Annotated in this window: 16 protein-coding genes; 8 read left to right on the forward strand and 8 right to left on the reverse strand. The window is 65.7% G+C overall.

Annotation, left to right across the window (positions count from 1 at the left end; genetic code table 11):
• On the reverse strand, positions 1-2,079 hold a 2,079-nt coding region (locus AB0L58_RS29960; RefSeq protein WP_364391676.1), incomplete at its 3' end, for an ATP-binding protein.
• A 671-nt stretch (positions 2,080-2,750) separates the two neighbouring features.
• Here AB0L58_RS29960 and AB0L58_RS29965 point away from each other — a divergent pair.
• Positions 2,751-3,137 carry a hypothetical protein gene (locus AB0L58_RS29965; RefSeq protein ID WP_364391678.1) on the forward strand — a complete coding sequence of 129 codons (387 nt, stop codon included), beginning with the start codon at positions 2,751-2,753 and terminating at the stop codon, positions 3,135-3,137.
• Between the two features lie 29 nt (positions 3,138-3,166).
• Here AB0L58_RS29965 and AB0L58_RS29970 read toward each other — a convergent pair whose 3' ends face one another.
• Together AB0L58_RS29970 and AB0L58_RS29975 are read right to left on the reverse strand one after the other, a co-directional pair.
• A complete protein-coding gene (locus AB0L58_RS29970) occupies positions 3,167-3,424 on the reverse strand; it encodes a hypothetical protein (RefSeq protein ID WP_364391681.1) in 258 nt (85 codons plus the stop codon).
• Positions 3,425-3,442: 18 nt separating this feature from the next.
• Positions 3,443-3,661, reverse strand: a complete 219-nt coding sequence (locus AB0L58_RS29975; protein ID WP_364391684.1) for a hypothetical protein — start codon at positions 3,659-3,661, stop codon at positions 3,443-3,445.
• On the opposite strand from AB0L58_RS29975, the gene AB0L58_RS29980 reads away from it, so the two are divergent.
• Positions 3,654-3,839: a hypothetical protein gene (locus AB0L58_RS29980; RefSeq protein ID WP_364391686.1), complete on the forward strand. Its 186-nt coding sequence runs from the start codon at positions 3,654-3,656 to the stop codon at positions 3,837-3,839. The two genes, AB0L58_RS29975 and AB0L58_RS29980, sit on opposite strands and share 8 nt — an antisense overlap.
• A 334-nt stretch (positions 3,840-4,173) precedes the next feature.
• Here AB0L58_RS29980 and AB0L58_RS29985 read toward each other — a convergent pair whose 3' ends face one another.
• The gene (locus tag AB0L58_RS29985) at positions 4,174-4,782 is read right to left on the reverse strand and encodes a TetR/AcrR family transcriptional regulator (RefSeq protein WP_364391688.1); all 609 of its coding nucleotides are present in this window, start codon (positions 4,780-4,782) and stop codon (positions 4,174-4,176) included.
• A 127-nt stretch (positions 4,783-4,909) separates the two neighbouring features.
• On the opposite strand from AB0L58_RS29985, the gene AB0L58_RS29990 reads away from it, so the two are divergent.
• From AB0L58_RS29990 to AB0L58_RS30015, 6 genes are all read left to right on the forward strand, one after another.
• Positions 4,910-6,523 carry a GMC family oxidoreductase N-terminal domain-containing protein gene (locus AB0L58_RS29990; protein ID WP_364391690.1) on the forward strand — a complete coding sequence of 538 codons (1,614 nt, stop codon included), beginning with the start codon at positions 4,910-4,912 and terminating at the stop codon, positions 6,521-6,523.
• 195 nt (positions 6,524-6,718) lie between these two features.
• Positions 6,719-7,729, forward strand: coding sequence for an alpha/beta hydrolase family protein (locus AB0L58_RS29995; RefSeq protein ID WP_364391692.1), 1,011 nt, complete (start codon positions 6,719-6,721; stop codon positions 7,727-7,729).
• Positions 7,730-8,092: 363 nt separating this feature from the next.
• Entirely contained in the window at positions 8,093-8,383 is a 291-nt protein-coding gene (locus AB0L58_RS30000; RefSeq protein ID WP_364391695.1) for a DUF427 domain-containing protein, read from the forward strand.
• A 53-nt stretch (positions 8,384-8,436) separates the two neighbouring features.
• Complete coding sequence (locus AB0L58_RS30005; RefSeq protein ID WP_364391697.1) at positions 8,437-9,204, forward strand: alpha/beta hydrolase; 768 nt, start codon at positions 8,437-8,439, stop codon at positions 9,202-9,204.
• Between the two features lie 25 nt (positions 9,205-9,229).
• A complete protein-coding gene (locus tag AB0L58_RS30010) occupies positions 9,230-9,748 on the forward strand; it encodes a hypothetical protein (protein WP_364391699.1) in 519 nt (172 codons plus the stop codon).
• Between the two features lie 43 nt (positions 9,749-9,791).
• Positions 9,792-10,820 carry a hypothetical protein gene (locus AB0L58_RS30015; protein WP_364391702.1) on the forward strand — a complete coding sequence of 343 codons (1,029 nt, stop codon included), beginning with the start codon at positions 9,792-9,794 and terminating at the stop codon, positions 10,818-10,820.
• Between the two features lie 109 nt (positions 10,821-10,929).
• Here AB0L58_RS30015 and AB0L58_RS30020 read toward each other — a convergent pair whose 3' ends face one another.
• The 4 genes from AB0L58_RS30020 to AB0L58_RS30035 form a co-directional block, all read right to left on the reverse strand.
• Entirely contained in the window at positions 10,930-11,148 is a 219-nt protein-coding gene (locus AB0L58_RS30020) for a hypothetical protein (RefSeq protein WP_364391705.1), read from the reverse strand.
• A 203-nt stretch (positions 11,149-11,351) separates the two neighbouring features.
• Positions 11,352-13,886 (reverse strand): phenylalanine--tRNA ligase subunit beta, encoded by a 2,535-nt coding sequence (gene pheT / locus AB0L58_RS30025; protein WP_364391707.1) that lies wholly within the window; start codon positions 13,884-13,886, stop codon positions 11,352-11,354.
• 46 nt (positions 13,887-13,932) lie between these two features.
• Positions 13,933-14,991 carry a phenylalanine--tRNA ligase subunit alpha gene (gene pheS, locus AB0L58_RS30030; RefSeq protein WP_364391710.1) on the reverse strand — a complete coding sequence of 353 codons (1,059 nt, stop codon included), beginning with the start codon at positions 14,989-14,991 and terminating at the stop codon, positions 13,933-13,935.
• A 319-nt stretch (positions 14,992-15,310) separates the two neighbouring features.
• Positions 15,311-16,888 carry a protein kinase gene (locus AB0L58_RS30035; protein ID WP_364391712.1) on the reverse strand — a complete coding sequence of 526 codons (1,578 nt, stop codon included), beginning with the start codon at positions 16,886-16,888 and terminating at the stop codon, positions 15,311-15,313.
• Positions 16,889-17,189: the final 301 nt, after the last annotated feature.

A 17,189-nucleotide genomic window follows, 5' to 3' on the forward strand; every position in this document is an offset into this window, starting at 1 on the left:
GACCTGAGCGCCATCGACTTGGGAACCGTAGACTCGAGCACCGCTGATCTGAGCGCTGTCGACTTGGCCCTCGTAGAGCTGAGCACCGCTGACGTCGGCATCGTAGGCCTGAGTGCCATTGACCGGAGCATCGACGATCCGAGCACCGTTGCGCTGGACACCATCGATCTGCGCGTTGCCGATCTGGACACCATCGATCTCAGCGCCGCCGACCTGACCGGTGGCGGGCGCGCGCCGATCCTTCTCTCCCGCAATGATTCCCACGGGCAACAGCAGTCGGGCGACGATTCCGCTCACCGGCGACACATTCAGCTCGACATCGATTCCGAGTCGCCGCGACAACCGGCCGACCACGTAATGGCCCAGATACCGGGTCGGCGCGACAACGAAATCGGTGTCGCCGCGCAGGCGGGCATTCGCCTCGTTCAATTGCTGCACCGACATGCCGACACCGTGGTCCACCACCGCGAGCAGATATCCGGCCGGCAGCTTGCGGCCGTAGATCTCCACCTCCATATCCGGTGGGGAGAAGGCCAATCCGTTCTCGATCAGCTCGGCCAGCATATGCGCGAGATCGGTGACCACCGCGCCGGTGATGGCGATCTCGTCCACCCGGCGCAGCACCACCCGGCGATAGTCGTCGACCTCCGACAACCCGGCGCGGATCACATCGGTGAGCGCGATCGGTTCGGCCCAGCGTCGCGGGCTCGCCGAACCGACCAGCACCAGCAGACTTTCGGCATTGCGCCGCATGCGGGTGGCGAGGTGATCGAGCTCGAACAGATTGGACAGCGCCTTGGGGTCGAGTTCCTCGCGTTCGAATTCACTGATCAGGCCGAGCTGGCGGCGCACCAGATTCTGGTTGCGCCGCGCCAGATTCGCCATCGATTCGGTGGTATTGCGGCGGACCAGCGCCTGCTGCGAAGCCAATTCGAAGGCGGTGGTCTGCACGTCGTCCAAAGCCGCTGCCACGGCGGCGATCTCGATACTCGCACCGCGCGGTGTGCGCACCCGCGCGGGCGGATCCGGTTGGGTGTCGTCGGATGCCTGCCACGCCGCGATCACCTCGGGCAGTCGGTGATTGGCGACATCATCGGCGTCCGCTGCCAGGTCGGCGAGAGGACGCACGATGGCACGCACACTGGCGAAGACGAGCGTCATCTCGGCGGCAATGGCGATCAGCGCCGCGAGCAGGAAGCCGCCGAGCGTGAGGAACGCATCCCTGCGCAGCGCCGTCGCGCGCCGCTGCACATCGTCACCGACGCCCTGCTGCACCTGGCGCTGCTCATCGATGACCGCGGTCATCTGCGCCCACCAGGTGCTCGGATCCACCGAACGCACCAGCGGACCGGCGCTCGACGCGATCGCGATTCGCTCCGATTCGGCTGCGTTGACCGCATTTTCGCTACGCAGCGCCGCATCGAGCCGGGCCTGCTGTGCCGCGGTCGCATCGCGTCCGAAGGCGGTCAGACCGGCCGTCTTGGCGGCGCGGATATCGAGGAATTCGACATATTCGCCACTGCGGAACTCATCGGCGGCGAAGACGCCATTGAGGAACCCGCGTTCCTTGGCCGTCTGCTCCTTGGCCTCGCCGAGCGTGTACAGCGCCTCCAGGCCGTGCCGAATCTCCGCGTCGCGCGCCTGATCGAGTCCGAGCGTCAGCCGATTCAGTGCCGAAATGCCGTCGGTATAGAACTGAAAGGCAGCCTGCCTGCTGATGCGGCGCGCATCGATCTGCGTACGGGTCGCATCCAGTGCGTCCAATTGGCCGATCGCCGAACGCACTTGGGCCGCGCCCGGCGCATTCCCGGCCGCCGCCCGCTCCAGTGCGGCCAGCGCCCGATTCGTTTCGACCCGCTGATCGGCGACGGTCTGCCCCAGCCGGGCATCGCCGCCGAGCAGACCATTGCTGAGCCCGCGCTCGCGCTGGGCTTCCTGCACCAGATCCTGTACGGCCAGTGCCAGCGAGACCGCATGCACGGTATCACCGCTGTCGCGGAACGCCTTGATTTCCCTGGCAACCGTCACGCCGAGCAGGCCGAGCACCAAAACCAACGAGACGACGAGAATTCGGGCCAATTGCCCCCGAATCGTGCGCGGTCGCACTATTCTGTTGCCGGCAACCTGGCGTTCACTTCCAGGGTCGGCAGTCATATCCGGTGTACCACCGGATTTTTCCGACCGTTGACGTAAACGCACCACCCTGCTCCTCCGATTGCCAGACCGCGACAGCTCCACCGCGAACGCACGGAAAGTCACCGAGCAGCCTGCTCCAGGGGTATGGCACTGTCAACGCGAAAACCGGACAAAACGGACATCGGACGCATTTGTATACACGCTGGTAATCCAACGTTTCCGCGGTATCGATCCGCTCACACCCCGCCGCGGAACAGTGTGACATGCCGGCCGTCGGCGGACCTGGCGTGCGGAGGATTCGCTGTGCGTGATTCTGGACCAAATCCTCGGGCCGCGCTTCCCATCGCGACCAGCTATGCCCCGCATAGCGTTGATAAGGTCAAGATCACCGAATAGTCGCAGGTCGAGAGGGTGGGGATGGCGCACTGATTGAAGTCGAGGGTGCGTCATACGACCTGATGTGCGATGTGGTCTTCGCCGCGCCCCAAGGCATCGAGTTCACGCTGATAACAATCCTGTCCTCGACCATCCCGCTCCGCCGTGCGGGCTACTCCAACAGGCGGGTTCAGCGATAGTGCCGAGCCTGCCGAAGTAACGCCGGGAGGGGAACATCGATGAGCCGATCTGATATCGCACAGTGGGCGCGATTTGCCGAACAGACGAAGTCCGGTGAGCTCTATCTAGACAGCGAGGAAGCAGCACGGCAATGCCTAGCCGCTTGCGACCAACGGCTCAACGATCTTCAGGACATGCTGGTCCAGGCTCAGGCCGCGCAAAGAGTTTCCGGCTTCGGCGATTTCCACATGGCCGATGATCTGGTCAAGATGTTCAAAGGCCGAGCCACCGGCGAAGCCAACTCTATCGACCCCATAATCCGCGAGCACATCGAAGTAGTCGAAGAAATGGGCGAGATCATGGCCCTGTCAATCAAACGTATTACCGGCCAAGACGTTACCAACTCCGTCTACTTCAACACCGATACCGAATCGACGGGTCGATAATCCCATCGCGCTGCCGCTGGTGCCACCGATCAAATAGTCCCCTCCGAATGCTCCTGGGGCGTAATCACTTCCGCCCAATACTCATGCCGCACCGCATCCCACAACCGGGCCAGGTTCGGATATCTCTCACGCATATCGGCCAGATCGGGCACCGCCCCTGACACGTCGGCCTTCAACAATGGCCGCGCACTACCGACCAGGCTGCGCACGAGCATGATTCGGATATGCCAGTGGTCGATCTCCCAGATGGCCACCCACCCGTCGACCTCGGTGCGACGCTCGCGCATCTTCAGCCCCCAGCGGAGTCAATTCCGGTGCTCGACTGCGCCATTCGAGCCGGGCACCGGCAGTGCCAGCTCCGACAACCGGTCCAGCACTTCCCGTAATGCTCGCAGCGGTGGGTCGCCGTACACCAGCGGTCGTGCCGCCAGCGGCGGGAAGTCGATTCCGCGCGCCGCGGCACGCTCGCGCGGCGTCAGTGTCTGCGGTGCGAGATGCCCCGCGGTCGTGCTCGAGGTGATCACCGCCCTCAGCAACGTCGTCGCCCTATTCACCGGCGCCATTACCGCAATAGTGGGCATCGTCCTCACGGTCGTCATCGTCCGCGAACTGACCGGTGCCAACACCACGGACTGGTTCGACGCCAAAGCACAGCGCCGCCGCCGAATCGGCACCGGTGGCGACAACACCGCGACCGTCTGACCGAACCGCCGTACCACCATCGACCAGGATAGGAACGCAACAGACCGCTGAGACAGCAGCGGCTTCGGAGGTGCTGCCGCTGCGCACATCCTGATGATCGCGGGCCTCGGGCACTTTCCGGGACGGTGGTGGACGGCGACAAACGGTACGCCATAGCGGCTTCGAGTCATGGCCGGACCACGATCATGACCGAGTGCCCGACTTCGACCGCTCTCGATCGACAAGCACACCTTCTCTTCCGAGCCGAGCGATCCGTGTCGACGCCGGCAATATCGCAGGCCCGGATTCGCAACCACACGGACGGGAGCTGGCCCACCAGCAGGAGGCTCGGGTACTAGCTAGAACTCATCCGCTGAGCGATCGCATCGAACATCAGCATCACCAGGTCGACCACGGCGCCGCGCGTCAGCCCCTGTTCACCCTCGATCCACGTAAGCAGAAGCTCGTCGGCGGCCGCCACTGTCGCGAGCCCGAGCAGAAGTACGTCGGTCCTGCTCAGAGTCGAATTCTGGGGCAGCAGGTCGGCGACCAGCTGGGCAAGCTGGTGCAGTCCATCCTGTCTCCGACGACGGGTAACTGGTCCGCCGCTGAGGACCTCGCGCAACTTGACGCGGGCGCGACCAGGATTGCGTTCGAGTGAGCGTGTGAGCGTGTCGATCATGGCGCGGGCGCCTTCGGACGCCCCACTCGTTTTCGCGATCGCCGAACGGCAGGCGGCAATCTCTTCGTCGATCAGCCGCGCGTAGACGGCGGCCAGCAGCGAGTCGAGATCGGCAAAGCTTTCTCCGAAGTAGCGGTCCCGTAATCCTGCCCGCTGCAGGACAGAGCGGATCGACGTCGCGGCGTATCCCCGTTCACCGAACAGCTCCAAACCTGCATCGATGAGTCGCGTTCGTCGCTCGCCGGCGCGTTCGGCCGCCGTCTTGCCGTCGTAATCCCTCACCGGTCACTTCCACTGCCCATTGCCGACAACGTCACTCCTTGCCTGGAATCTCATCCGCACTGTATCACCATCTGGGGTCACGTATCATCTGATTGTATTTGACCTCAGATGGGCTTACAGTTCAGACATGACTCCAACACCATCGTTTCCAACGACCGAAAACTTCGACTTCGTCATCGTGGGTGCGGGTAGCGCTGGCTGTGTGCTGGCGAACCGGCTCACCGAGGACCCCTCGACTCGGGTGCTCCTCCTGGAGGCCGGACCGCACGACACCCTCGAGGCCATCCAGGTGCCAGCCCTGTTCAGCGCACTATTCGGCTCAGAGGTCGACTGGAACTACCAACTCGAAGAGCAGGCTCACTATCACGGCTCGACCACCTTCCCGCGTGGCAAGGCAATCGGCGGTTCGTCCTCGATCAACCTCATGATCTATATCCGGGGACACCGTGCCGACTTCGACGGGTGGGCCGAGCGAGGCGACGTCGGATGGGACTACGACAGCGTGCTGCCGTACTTCATCAAAGCCGAGCAGAACAGCCGCCTCGGTGCGCCATTCCATGGTGCCGACGGGCCCGTACACGTCGAGGATCGCTTGTTCACCCACGAGTTGTCGCACGCCTGGGTGGACGCGGCCGACGAGTGGGGCTTGACTCGCAACGACGACTTCAACGGCCTGTCTCAACTCGGTGCCGGCGCCTATCAGGTCAACTGTCACAACGGCCGTCGCTGGTCGTGCGCCGATGCTTATCTACGGCCAGCGATGCAGCGGCCCAATCTCGTCGTGCGCGTCGGAGCCCAGGTCACTCGGGTCCTCCTGGATGGCAACCGAGCGAAGGGCGTCGCCTACGTCGAGCATGGAATCGAGCAGACCACGCGTGCGGAGTGCGAGGTCCTGCTCAGCGGTGGCGTCATCAACTCTCCGCAATTGCTGCTGCTGTCGGGGATCGGCCCGCCCGACCAGTTGCGCGCGCAGGACATCGATGTCGTCGCGGACGTACCAGGCGTGGGAGAGAACTTGCACGACCACACCATGGTCCCCCTCGTGTGGGCGACCGAGCACTCCACGGACCTGCTGGAAATGGCCGGCCCCGAGAACATGGCACTCTGGCAGAGCGAAGGTGGCGGCCCCTTCGCCTCCAACGGCGGCGAGGTCGGAGGCTTTGTGTCCACCGCAGGCGGCGAAGTGCCCAACATCCAATTCATAGGCGGCCCAACCGCGTTCGTTGATCATGGCCGCACCAGCCCGCCACTGCCGAACTTCACCATGCTCACTGCATCGACGCACCCCCGCAGTCGCGGCCGGTTGTGGCTGCGATCGACCGACCCGCTGACCCATCCCCACATCGACCCGGCCTACTTCTCCCACCCGGACGACCTCGCGGATATCAAGGCCGGACTGCGCGTCGCACTGGAGATCGCTGCACAAAGTCCGATCTCCAAATACCTGAGCGGCTTGAACCTGCCGACTGAGACGCCGCTGACCGACGCAGCACTCGCCGACCATGCGACATGTTGGTCGCAGACCGAGTACCACGCTGTCGGAACCTGCGCGATGGGGGTCGACGACCGCGCCGTCGTCGACCCGCAACTCGCGGTGCGCGGGATAGATGGATTGCGCGTTGTCGATGCATCCGTGATGCCGACCATCATCAGCGGAAACACCAATGGGGCCACCGTGATGCTCGCAGAAAGGGCCGCCGACCTCATCAAGACCAGGGCCGCCGTGGCACCACTGACCTGAAGTGCGTCCGCCCGTGACTGGGGAACCAACTGGCACGGTGGCACCCAACCGCAGAACCCAGCGCTGCCGAAGTCCACGACCGACTCGCTCACCAACCGTGGGAATCCAGTTCCCCCAGTTCCATGACGTTTCATGACATTGTCGACGCGAAAATTCACGCCCCGTAAAAGGGCCAACCGTCGATGAGGTCTGCACATGGATTTGCGCGTGTCGGTATTGCGAGAACGCCGGGGTTACCGGCGGATGGCGTCTGTCGCCGCGGCCGTGGCGGTCGCGGTGGCGCCGTTGTTCGTCGTCGCGCCGGAAGCGAACGCGGATGCCACCATCGAGCGAATCGAGCGCACCTCGCCGCAGCAATGGCAGATGTACGTCCACTCGCCCGCCATGAAGCGGACCATTCACCTGGATGTCCTGGTGCCCGCGAACCAGTCGGCATCCCGGCCGACCCTGCTGCTGCTGGATGGAAACGGCGCGACGGAATCCCAGCCCGCGAGCACCTGGACGCTGCGCGGCGGCGCCAAGGAGTTCTTCGCCGACAAGCCGGTCAATGTGGTGATGCCGGTGGGCGGCGGGGGAACCTACTACACCGACTGGTTGCAGGACGATCCCAAAATCGGACACCAGAAGTGGGAAACCTTCCTCACCTCGGAGCTGCCCCCGCTGATCGACCGTGAACTGAAGGGCAACGGGGTCTACGCCGTCGGCGGACTTTCGATGGGAGCGGGTGCGGCGGCCATTCTGGCCGTGCGGCACCCCGACATGTTCCGAGCACTCGCAGCCTTCAGCGGTTGCTACTCCACCGACGGTGTCGGGCAGCTCTCGGTGCGCCCCGTGGTCGAATCGAAGGGCGGCGACCCGGACAATATGTGGGGCAAGGCAGGCAACCCGGAGTGGGCGGCGCACGATCCGAGCAAGCATCTCGACACGCTGCGCGGCAAACCGGTCCACCTGTACGTGGGCACCGGCGTGCCCGGCCCCGACGATGCTCCGTTCGACGACAGCTGGTCGTGGCCCAACGACCCGCTCCGCGCGAATGAGATCGAACAGGTATCGCACGACTGCACCCTCGCCCTGTCGCCCGCCATGAAACTCTTCGGCGCCGACCTTTCCCTCGACTACGCCGCCGTCGGCGTCCACTCGTGGCCGTACTGGAAGGCCGCCCTGCCCAAGTCCTGGCCCGCCCTCAAAGCAGGCCTCGGCGTATAAACAGGCCGCAGCAGCCGGCCACATGTGGTCACGGTCGGCAGTAGGTGGCGCGGCGGCGTAGTCCTGGATCGGGATATCTGCCGCCGCGCACCTTTTTCCGCGCCGAGTAGCGATTTGCGGGCAAATCGGTGCGCAAGCGTAAGAAATCCCGGGCGTTGGCGAAGAGCCGCCCGGCACTCGGCGATGATCGCGAGGTTGGTGACGCACACGCGCCATGCGGACCTCTTCATCAACGAATCCGGATCCACAAGTCTCGACAATTGCTCCCACAGCGCGGCGGGGAATACGGCGGGTGTGGGTTGGGTTACACACCCTAGCCGTGGTTTGTGTGCGGCGGAATCCGGTGCGACGGTGGGAGATTCGATGAGCGTACAAGCGATATGGAACGGCACGGTGTTGGCCGAGAGCGATGACACCGTGGTGGTCGAGGGCAATCATTACTTTCCGGCGGAGTCGGTGAAGTCGCAGTACTTCCGGGACAGCGATACACATACCGTGTGCGGGTGGAAGGGCCTCGCGTCCTACTACACGGTCGAGGTCGAGGGCGCGAAGAATCCGGATGCCGCGTGGTACTACCCGGATCCGAAGCCGGAGGCCGAACAGGTGCGCGATCGGGTCGCGTTCTGGAAGGGCGTCGACGTCGTCGAGGTGTAGTCCGTTCGGGACGTCGGTGGGCAGCGGGGCGGGTTCCGGGTAAGAACGATGGCATGCGACATCCGGCCAGTCCGATTCTCAACGCGCTGACCTTCATGCCCGATCGACAGGTCGTGCAGACGCCGTCGATCCTCGAGATGGACTACACCGAACTGTCCATCCCCACCGACGACGGTGAGACGCTGCAGGGCTGGTGGCTGCCCGCCGCACGCTCGGTCGGGCACGTACTGTTCGCGCACGGCAATGCCGGCAATATCGGCGACCGGGTGCCGATCTATTCGCTGCTCACCCAAATCGGTTTGGACGTACTGACTTTCGATTATCGCGGCTACGGCCGCAGCACCGGGCGCCCCACCGAGCACGGCACTTACCTCGACGCCCACGCGGCCAGGCGGGTGCTCCTGGAACAGCCCGGCGTCGATCCGGATCGCGTGCTCTACCTGGGCAAATCACTTGGCGGCGGCGTACTGCTCGAACTGGCGACCGAGCATCCGCCCACGGGACTGATACTGATGTCCACCTTCACCGGTCTGCGGGACGCGGCACGCGCGGTGTATCCCTTCCTACCCAGCCCATTCGTCCCGGACGCCTATCCGAGCCTGCGCCGCATCCGCAAGTTGGCCGCACCCGTCTTGATCATGCACGGCGACCAGGACGAACTGCTGCCGCTGCGGCATGCCGAGCGGCTGTATGCGGCCGCACCCGAGCCGAAGCGATTGGTGGTCTTTCCCGGCGGGCATCACAACGATCTGATCATGTCGACCGGAGTCGACTGGCTGGATTTGATCCGCTCCTGGGCGGGTGATCTACTCACCCGCTGATGGCGCTCGTGCGTAGCCTGGCGATATGAGCGATTTGGGTGAGATCGCCGCGCGGCTCGCGGCACTGTCCGATGACGAACTCTTGGCGGTACTCCACACGGCCACAGCGGGGCGACCTCGACTCTCGTGGGTGCACACGGCGGTCGTGGAGGCCGCCGGACTCGGTCATGCCGGCGCCGAGGCGGCTGTGAGTCCCACCACTGCGACCCCACAATCGCATGAGCAAGAGTCGGGCAGCGGCGCATCCGGGCAGGTCGGAGGCCTTTCTCCGGTACCAGCGGTACCGGTACCGCCGACCGGTATCCCGTCGGGTTCCGAGGTGGGCGGATATTCGTCCAGCGGCGTACCTACTTTTGAGTCAGTTCGCGATAAGGTCGAGCAGCGCTTCGGCACCGCGCAGGGGATGGGTGAACTCGACCGGCAGACTCCTGCGGGCCGCAGCGCCGACGAACAATGGGAGGCGCGCGAGAAGGCGGCGCGCGAGCGTCTGGCACAGATACGGAAATCGTTGCACGGCAACGATGTCGAATCGAACGATCCGTAAGCTGACCGAGCGCGACGGACTACGAATGTGATGGTGGTATTCGATGAGCGAGCCGCGTGAGATCGCCGAACGGCTTCTCGATGCCCAAGTGGAATTCCTGCTGGCCGAGGTGAGTGGCGAGCGCTTCAGCGAGGTCGTCGTCCGGGACGTGGAATCGGTGATCGGGGTGGCCGACACCCTCGTCTTCCGCGATATCGTCGGCGTCGACCAGGCCAAGGAGACAGTCCGCACCGTCATCGACCTGATCGGCGGCAGTCCGGTCATCGCGGATATGGTCGGGGTATTCGCCGATTCGATCTACGACCATATCGCCGCGAACAACGACTACACCCTGGGGCAGGTGGTCGAGCGCGAACCGGTCGAGGCGCTGCTGGAGAAGATCTTCGGCATGCATCAGGCGCAGGAGCGGATTCTGGAGCGGCTCACCGAGAGCCCGCTGGTCGCCACCGTCGCCTCGAAGTTCGTGGACAAGCTCATCTCCGATTTCATGGAGGCCAATAAGCAGATCGCGGGCAAGATTCCGGGTGTCTCATCGCTGATCTCCATGGGACAGTCGGCGGCCAAGACCGCCAAGAAGGCCACCGAGAGCACCTTCATCGGCGATATGGCGGGCAAAGGTGCGGTTTTCGCGCTCAAGCGCACCAACAATGCCATCCGGGAGATGTTGCGCGACGCCCCGGTGCACGATGCCGCGATGGAGTTCTGGGATCTGCACGCCGACGAACCGGTGAGCGGACTGCGGGACTACCTGACCCAGAAGGATCTGAACGAACTGGTGCTGCTCTGCTACGAGATCGCGGTCACCACCAGGGAGAAGGAGTATTTCGGGCTGCTGGTCGACGAATGTGTGGATGTCTTCTTCACCAAGTACGGCGACTACACGCTGGCCGCGATGCTGCCGGAACTCGGCCTTTCCGGGGATGATATCGCCAAGGAGATCCTGCGATACGGCCCCGCCGTCATCGAGGGCGCGAAGCGCAATGGTGTGCTGGGCAAGCTGATTCGCGAACGACTGGAACCGTTCTACACCTCGGATGTGGTGCTCGCGATCCTGGGCGAGGCCACCAGCTGATCCAGCGGGCCCACCGAGCGTGGGCACTCAGCGCGCGTGATCGCCGTTGTGCGGCTGATCATTTCACGCAGCGTCGCGGTGATGCGCTGGCGATCGGTCGGTTTCACGATCACGGTGCGCCGAAACCGACGCAGCGACTGTCCTTGTCGACGTCGGTGATCTGGAAGTCCTTGCGGCCCTTGGTATGCCGATTGTCCACGCTGCCGAGTGGATACACGCCCACGTGCACGGTCGCGGCGGTGGGCCGCCGGAAGCATTTGTCGAACTCCGCGCGCACGGTCGGACGCACCGGCGGTGGCTTCTCCAGCTCCTCGACCGGCACCTGCATCGATTTACCTTGTCCCGGAGCACATCCCGGCAACACCTCGATCACTGCGGCGGCAACGAATATCAGCTCCACATCGCCGCCGTGCGCGGATCAAGATCAGGTGGAACTGGTGGCGGCGCTTCTCGGGCAATGCCGCGGTAGTTTCCACCTGATCTTGATCGCCGGGCGCGGGCGGAGGGCCGGCCGGGGGCGATATCAGGCGACTACCCGCGCAGCAGCGCGCCGACCGCGTCGGCGGCCGCAGCGACGGCCGAGTCGCGGGCCGCGCTGGCCTCGTCCTCGGTAAGGGTCCGGTCACTGGCGCGGAACCGCAGTGCATAGGTGAGAGACTTGCGACCCTCGCCTGCCTGCGCACCCTCGTACACATCGAACAGCGCGATATCCTCCAGCAACGCACCGCCGCCGGTGCGCAGCGCGGACTCCACCGACGCGGCGGGCACCGTCCTCGGCACACTCACCGAAACGTCTTGCAGCACCGCCGGGAACGGGGAAACCACTGGGACGGGCCGAGATTCGCGCAGCGGCAAGGCGTCGAGATCGAGTTCGACGGCGCAGGTGCGCGGCGGCAAGCCCGCCCGCTCCAAAACGGCGGGATGCAGTTCGCCCGCGTGCCCGATGACCTTGCCATCGACCACCAGCTCGGCGCACCGCCCCGGATGCCACGGCAGATAGGCCGCCGGGCGGCGCTCGATGGTCACGCCCGCCGCATCACCGACGGCATCGGCGAGCGCGAAGGCATCGGCGGCCTCCGCCGGACGCCCGGCACCCCACGGTCCGCGCGGTTCCCGGCGACCGGTCAGCACCGCGCCGATATGCACCGGCTGCGCGGGCAACGAATCGAGCAGTTCCTGGATCTGCCCATCGGTCGGACGACGATCCACCGGCAGCGCTTGGACCGCACGCACATTCGGACCGGGCAGTACCACCTGCGCGATACCGAAGATCGCGAGATCCCGCGCGCCACGAGAGATATTGCGGGCGGCCACTTCCAACAGCCCCGGCAGCAGCGTGGTCGCCAATTCGGCACGCTCCACATCGAGCGGGTTCAACACCCGGGTGGTGTTGCGGCGCGCATCATCGGCATCCAGGCCCCAGACATCGAAAATCCCGGCCGCGAGGAATAGCGGCGGCGGCACCTCGACACATCCGGCGAACGCCAGTGCCCGACTCACCGCGCGACGGCGACGCTGTGCGGTGGTCAGCCCACGCCCGGCCGGTGCGGTCGGAACGACCGACGGAATCTGCTCCAGCCCCTCCAGCCGCAGCACCTCTTCGACGAGGTCGGCGGGCTGGGCCAGGTCGGGCCGCCAGCTCGGCGGCGTGACAACGAGCTGCCCGTGCCCGGTGGTCTCATCGACGCCCACCTCGACCGTGCAGCCGATCTGCGCGAGCCGCCGCGCGGAGGTTCCGGTCGGATACACCACGCCCGCCACCCGATCGGCGAGATCGATATCGATCCGGATCGGCGGCGCGGCGGGCACCGGCACCCGCACATCGGTGAGCGCGGATTTCACGGTGCCACCGGCGATATCGGCCAGCAGCGTGGCGGCGCGATCGAGCGCGGCGACATTGATCTCCGGATCAACGACCCGCTCGTAACGCTTGCCGGCCTCGGAGACCAGTTTGTGCCTGCGCGCGGTCCGGTAGACCAGCAGCGGATTCCAGGTGGCGGCCTCGAGCACGATATCGGTCGACTCCGCGCCGACTTCCGTTGTCGCACCGCCCATTACACCCGCGAGCGAGACCACGCCGGAGTCGTCGGCGATCACCACATCCTCGATATCGAGCACCCGCTCGACCTCGTCCAGCGTGCGCAGCGTCTCGCCCTTGTCGGCGGTGCGCACGACGAGACCACCGTTGAGCTTGGCGGCGTCGAAGGCGTGCAGCGGCTGGCCGAACTCGAGCATCACAAAGTTGGTGACATCGACCGCGGGCGAAATCGGGCGCACACCCGACAACAGCAGCCGACGCTGTAACCACCAGGGGCTCACCGCATTCGGGTCGATACCGACGACCCGGCGCACCGCGAAACGGGTGCACTTGGACTCCGGTTCGAGCCGGACCGGCCACGCGTCCTGCTCTTCATCGGGCAGTGTCCGCACCGCCGGATCCGCGTATTCCAGATCGAATCCGCACGCCAGCTCGCGCGCCAGACCGCGGGTCGAGAAGCAGTACCCGCGATCCGGCGTGATGTTCAGTTCGATGACCGTATCATCGAGTCCGAGCAGCTCATTGGCATCGGTGCCCGGTTCGGCGGTGCCCGGCTCGAGCACCAGAATGCCCGAATGATCCTTGCCGATACCGAGTTCGGCGACCGAGCAGATCATGCCGTTGGACACGTGCCCGTAGGTCTTGCGCGAGGAGATCTGGAAGCCACCGGGCAGCACCCCGCCCGGCAGCACCACGACGACCAGGTCGCCCACGGCGAAGTTCGTCGCGCCGCAAACGATCTCCTGCAGGTCGGCGGTGTCCGATCCCCCGTCGCTGCGCTCGCCCCGACCGACATCCACCCTGCAGAACCGGATCGGCTTCTTGAACTCGGTCAGCTCGGTGATCTCGGCGACGCGACCGACCACCAGCGGCTTATCGATATCACCGGTCACCCGCTGGAGCTTGTCGACCTCTTCGACCTCCAGCCCGACGCGGACGAATCCGGCATCGAGCTCCTCCGGCGTCACCGACCAGTCGGGGGTGGTCCGCCGCAGGATTTCGGTCAGCCAGGACTGCGCTACTCGCACTTGACGTTTCGCTCTCTCGATCGAAGGGTCGTTGAAATCGACAAGCTCAGGACCGGACACCGAAGGGCAGCGTGAAACGCACGTCACCCTCCACGATGTCCCGCATGTCCGGGATGCCGTTGCGGAACTGCAGCGTCCGCTCCAGCCCCATGCCGAACGCGAACCCGCTGTACACCTCGGGATCGATCCCGCTGGCGATCAGCACCTTCGGGTTCACCATGCCGCAGCCGCCCCATTCGACCCAGCCCGCGCCGCCCTTCTTGTCCGGGAACCACACGTCGACCTCGGCCGATGGCTCGGTGAACGGAAAGTAGTTGGGGCGCATGCGTGTGCGGGTATCCGGCCCGAACAAGGCGCGGGCGAACGCGTCCAGGGTGCCGCGCAGATGCGCCATGGTCAGGCCCTTGTCCACCGCCAGCCCCTCCACCTGGGAGAAGACCGGGGTGTGGGTGGCGTCGAGCTCATCGGTGCGGAAGGTCCGACCGGGGCACACCACATAGATCGGCAGCTCGCGCTCGAGCAGCGAGCGCACCTGCACCGGTGAGGTGTGCGTGCGCAGCACCTGTCGCGACCCCTCGGGCGCGATATGGAAGGTGTCCTGCATCGTGCGGGCCGGATGGTCGGGCAGGAAATTCAGCGCGTCGAAATTGAAGTGCTCGGTCTCGACCTCGGGTCCCTCGGCGACCTCCCACCCCATCGCGACGAAGACATCGGCGATCTGCTCGGAGATAACCGTGATCGGATGCCGCGCCCCGACGGCGTCCCGGCGCGCGGGCAGCGTCACATCGATCGCCTCGGCGACCAGCACGGCCGCGTCCCGCTCGGCGAGCAGCACCGAACGGCGCGATTCGAAGGCCTCCGATACCCGCGCCCTGGCGACATTCACACGCTTGCCCGCATCGGCCTTCTCCGACTTCGGCAGGCCGCCGAGCGCGCGCTGCGCCAAGGCCAGCGGCGCCTTACCGCCGAGATGCTCGGTCTTCGCGACCGCGAGCGCATCGAGATCGGCGGCCGCCGCAAACGCCTTCTCGGCTTCCGCCGCGGCGGCGGCCAATGCCGCCTCGCTCAGCGCTGCGTTCTCGACTCCATCGTTGTCGTCGGCCACGATCGTTCGTCTCTCCCCTGGGGATCGGTTCGCGGGTCCGCGGTATTGCCTACCCACATTGCTGCTGGTCGAATCGTATTAGATGCGCGGGGGCCGATTCATCCGGATTACCGCTGTGGCGCTTGCCGAGTGTGTGCCAGCGCCCCGCCACGCCGTTTCTCGCAGGCCAGGGCGGCACTGTTGAAACGGAACATGCCGGGCGGATGGGCCGAACAGCAAACCGATCGCGGCAGCAGCGACCACACCCGATCATCGCACCCCGGGGCGCAGACCAGCACCGCCGTCGTACGGCTCCTGGTGGTACCGATGCGACTCGCGGCTAGCCGACCGGCACGGTCACACCGGGAGACGACGGGGCGCCGTGTAGGACCAGCCGGCTCGCGACGTCGGCCTTCTTATCGTTCTTCTTGCCGTTCCTATCCTTGCCGGGCAGGTCGAAGGCCAGCCGGATCGTGTGGGTGGCGCCAGGGTCGATCTGGTCGAGGCCGTTGCGGGACGGGTTGAGGTCGGTGGTTGCGGACGCGTCGGGACCGAGGGCGCGGCCGCCAGCGGTGATCAGGCGCTGGTCGGCGATGCGGAATGCTTGGCCGTGTTGGGAGATGTTGGTGACCGTCAGCGTCACGATGGTGTAGGGACCGCCCGGGTTCACCGCACCGGTGCGGCTGGCGTTGGACACCACCTCGGTCACGGTGAAAGCGAAGTTGCCGTCCCGCATCGCACCAGCCGGAGCCGGTGATTGCCCGCCGGCCGAGGACGGCAAGGAATCGGTCGAGGCAGCAGCAGAGGCCGCATGGGTCGTCGTGCTCGGAGCGGAATCAGACGGGAGGATGCCGCTCAGCAGCCAGAATGCGGCCGCAGCAACTAGTGCCAACCCACCGGCGACCGGTAGCCAGCGGCGCAGGAGAAGCTTTCGGCGATCCGGATGCGCGCCCTGGGGTGTCCGAGGCGCGGACGTTTGCGTCGCCGGTCGGATCTCGGTCAGTGTCGGGGGCGGGCCGACGGCGGTCATGACGCGGGTAGGCGGGTGCGGGCTCGATGCCGCAGGGTTCGCGACCGGTGGGGTCGGTTGCACCGCTGCGGGTCGACCGACCGCCGCACATGCCGCGGCGGCGAATTCACCCGCGCTGATGTAGCGTTCCGCCGGATTCTTGGCCATGCCGCGGGCGATGACAGCGTCGAGCGCTGGCGGGACTGCGTGGGCAGCCTGCGAGGCACGCGGAGGTTCGGATACCAAATGCGCGTGCATCTGCTGTGCCGGGTCGCCGTCACCGTACGGCAGGCTTCCCGTGAGGGTTTCATACAGCACGCAGGCCAGCGAATAGACATCCGAGCGAGCCTCGGCCACGCCGGTGAACCGCTCCGGCGCCATATAACCCAGGGTGCCCACCACCAGGCCGGTCGCCGTCAGGGCGGTGCCGTCGGCGGCGCGGGCGATGCCGAAGTCGATCAGATATACGAAACCGCTGGTGTCCTCGAGGATATTGCCCGGCTTCACATCCCGATGCACGAGTCCCGCCGCATGAGCGGCATCCAGCGCCTGCGCGGCCTGGGCGATGATCCCGACCGCCCGATCCGGCATGAGCGCACCCGACCGCAGCCGCGTCGCCAGATCGACACCCTCGATGTAGGTCATCTCCAAGAAAAGATGACCATCGACCTCGCCGAAAGCATGAATCGGCACGATGTGCGGGTCGCGAACCCGAGCGCCCAGCCGAGCCTCCCGCTCGAAACGACGCCGATAGCCCGCGTCGGCGGAATAGGCCGCCGACAAAACCTTCAACGCGACGGTGCTGCCGGCGCGGTCGCGCGCCAACCACACCTCACCCATACCGCCACGACCCACCAGACGTTCGAGGTGGTAGTTCCCGAACGAGCCGCCAGCGCTCTGCACCGACACACCCTGACCGTATCGTCCTGAATCGCCGCCCCCGCGACCGGGAGACGTCCCACCGACGAAACCCACATATCGCCGTCCGCCGCCGAGGGATGAGGTCAGCGCCACTTCGTGGCCAGCGCACGGCATCGATGCTGGGCAGGAGGGAAACCGCCGCACCCAACACATCGATCCAACCCAGCGCGGCGCACCATACGACTCGACTAGAACGCAGAAGCGTGCCCGGCCTACCCGATTCACATACGACGGCGCACAACCACCGAACGATCAGTCCACCGCAGTGACACGGCAGGCCATGAGTCGG

The sequence above is a fragment of the Nocardia sp. NPDC052112 genome (genome assembly GCF_040680135.1).
Classification (GTDB): Bacteria; Actinomycetota; Actinomycetes; order Mycobacteriales; family Mycobacteriaceae; genus Nocardia.

Excerpts from the sequence above, each read along its gene's own strand:
- AB0L58_RS29995 (WP_364391692.1), top strand. The coding sequence starts at position 6,719 with ATGGATTTGCGCGTGTCGGTATTGCGAGAACGCCGGGGTTACCGGCGG.
- AB0L58_RS29970 (WP_364391681.1), bottom strand. The coding sequence starts at position 3,424 with ATGCGCGAGCGTCGCACCGAGGTCGACGGGTGGGTGGCCATCTGGGAG.
- AB0L58_RS30015 (WP_364391702.1), top strand. The coding sequence starts at position 9,792 with ATGAGCGAGCCGCGTGAGATCGCCGAACGGCTTCTCGATGCCCAAGTG.
- AB0L58_RS29965 (WP_364391678.1), top strand. The coding sequence starts at position 2,751 with ATGAGCCGATCTGATATCGCACAGTGGGCGCGATTTGCCGAACAGACG.
- AB0L58_RS30005 (WP_364391697.1), top strand. The coding sequence starts at position 8,437 with ATGCGACATCCGGCCAGTCCGATTCTCAACGCGCTGACCTTCATGCCC.
- AB0L58_RS29990 (WP_364391690.1), top strand. The coding sequence starts at position 4,910 with ATGACTCCAACACCATCGTTTCCAACGACCGAAAACTTCGACTTCGTC.
- AB0L58_RS30020 (WP_364391705.1), bottom strand. The coding sequence starts at position 11,148 with ATGCAGGTGCCGGTCGAGGAGCTGGAGAAGCCACCGCCGGTGCGTCCG.
- AB0L58_RS30010 (WP_364391699.1), top strand. The coding sequence starts at position 9,230 with ATGAGCGATTTGGGTGAGATCGCCGCGCGGCTCGCGGCACTGTCCGAT.
- AB0L58_RS30000 (WP_364391695.1), top strand. The coding sequence starts at position 8,093 with ATGAGCGTACAAGCGATATGGAACGGCACGGTGTTGGCCGAGAGCGAT.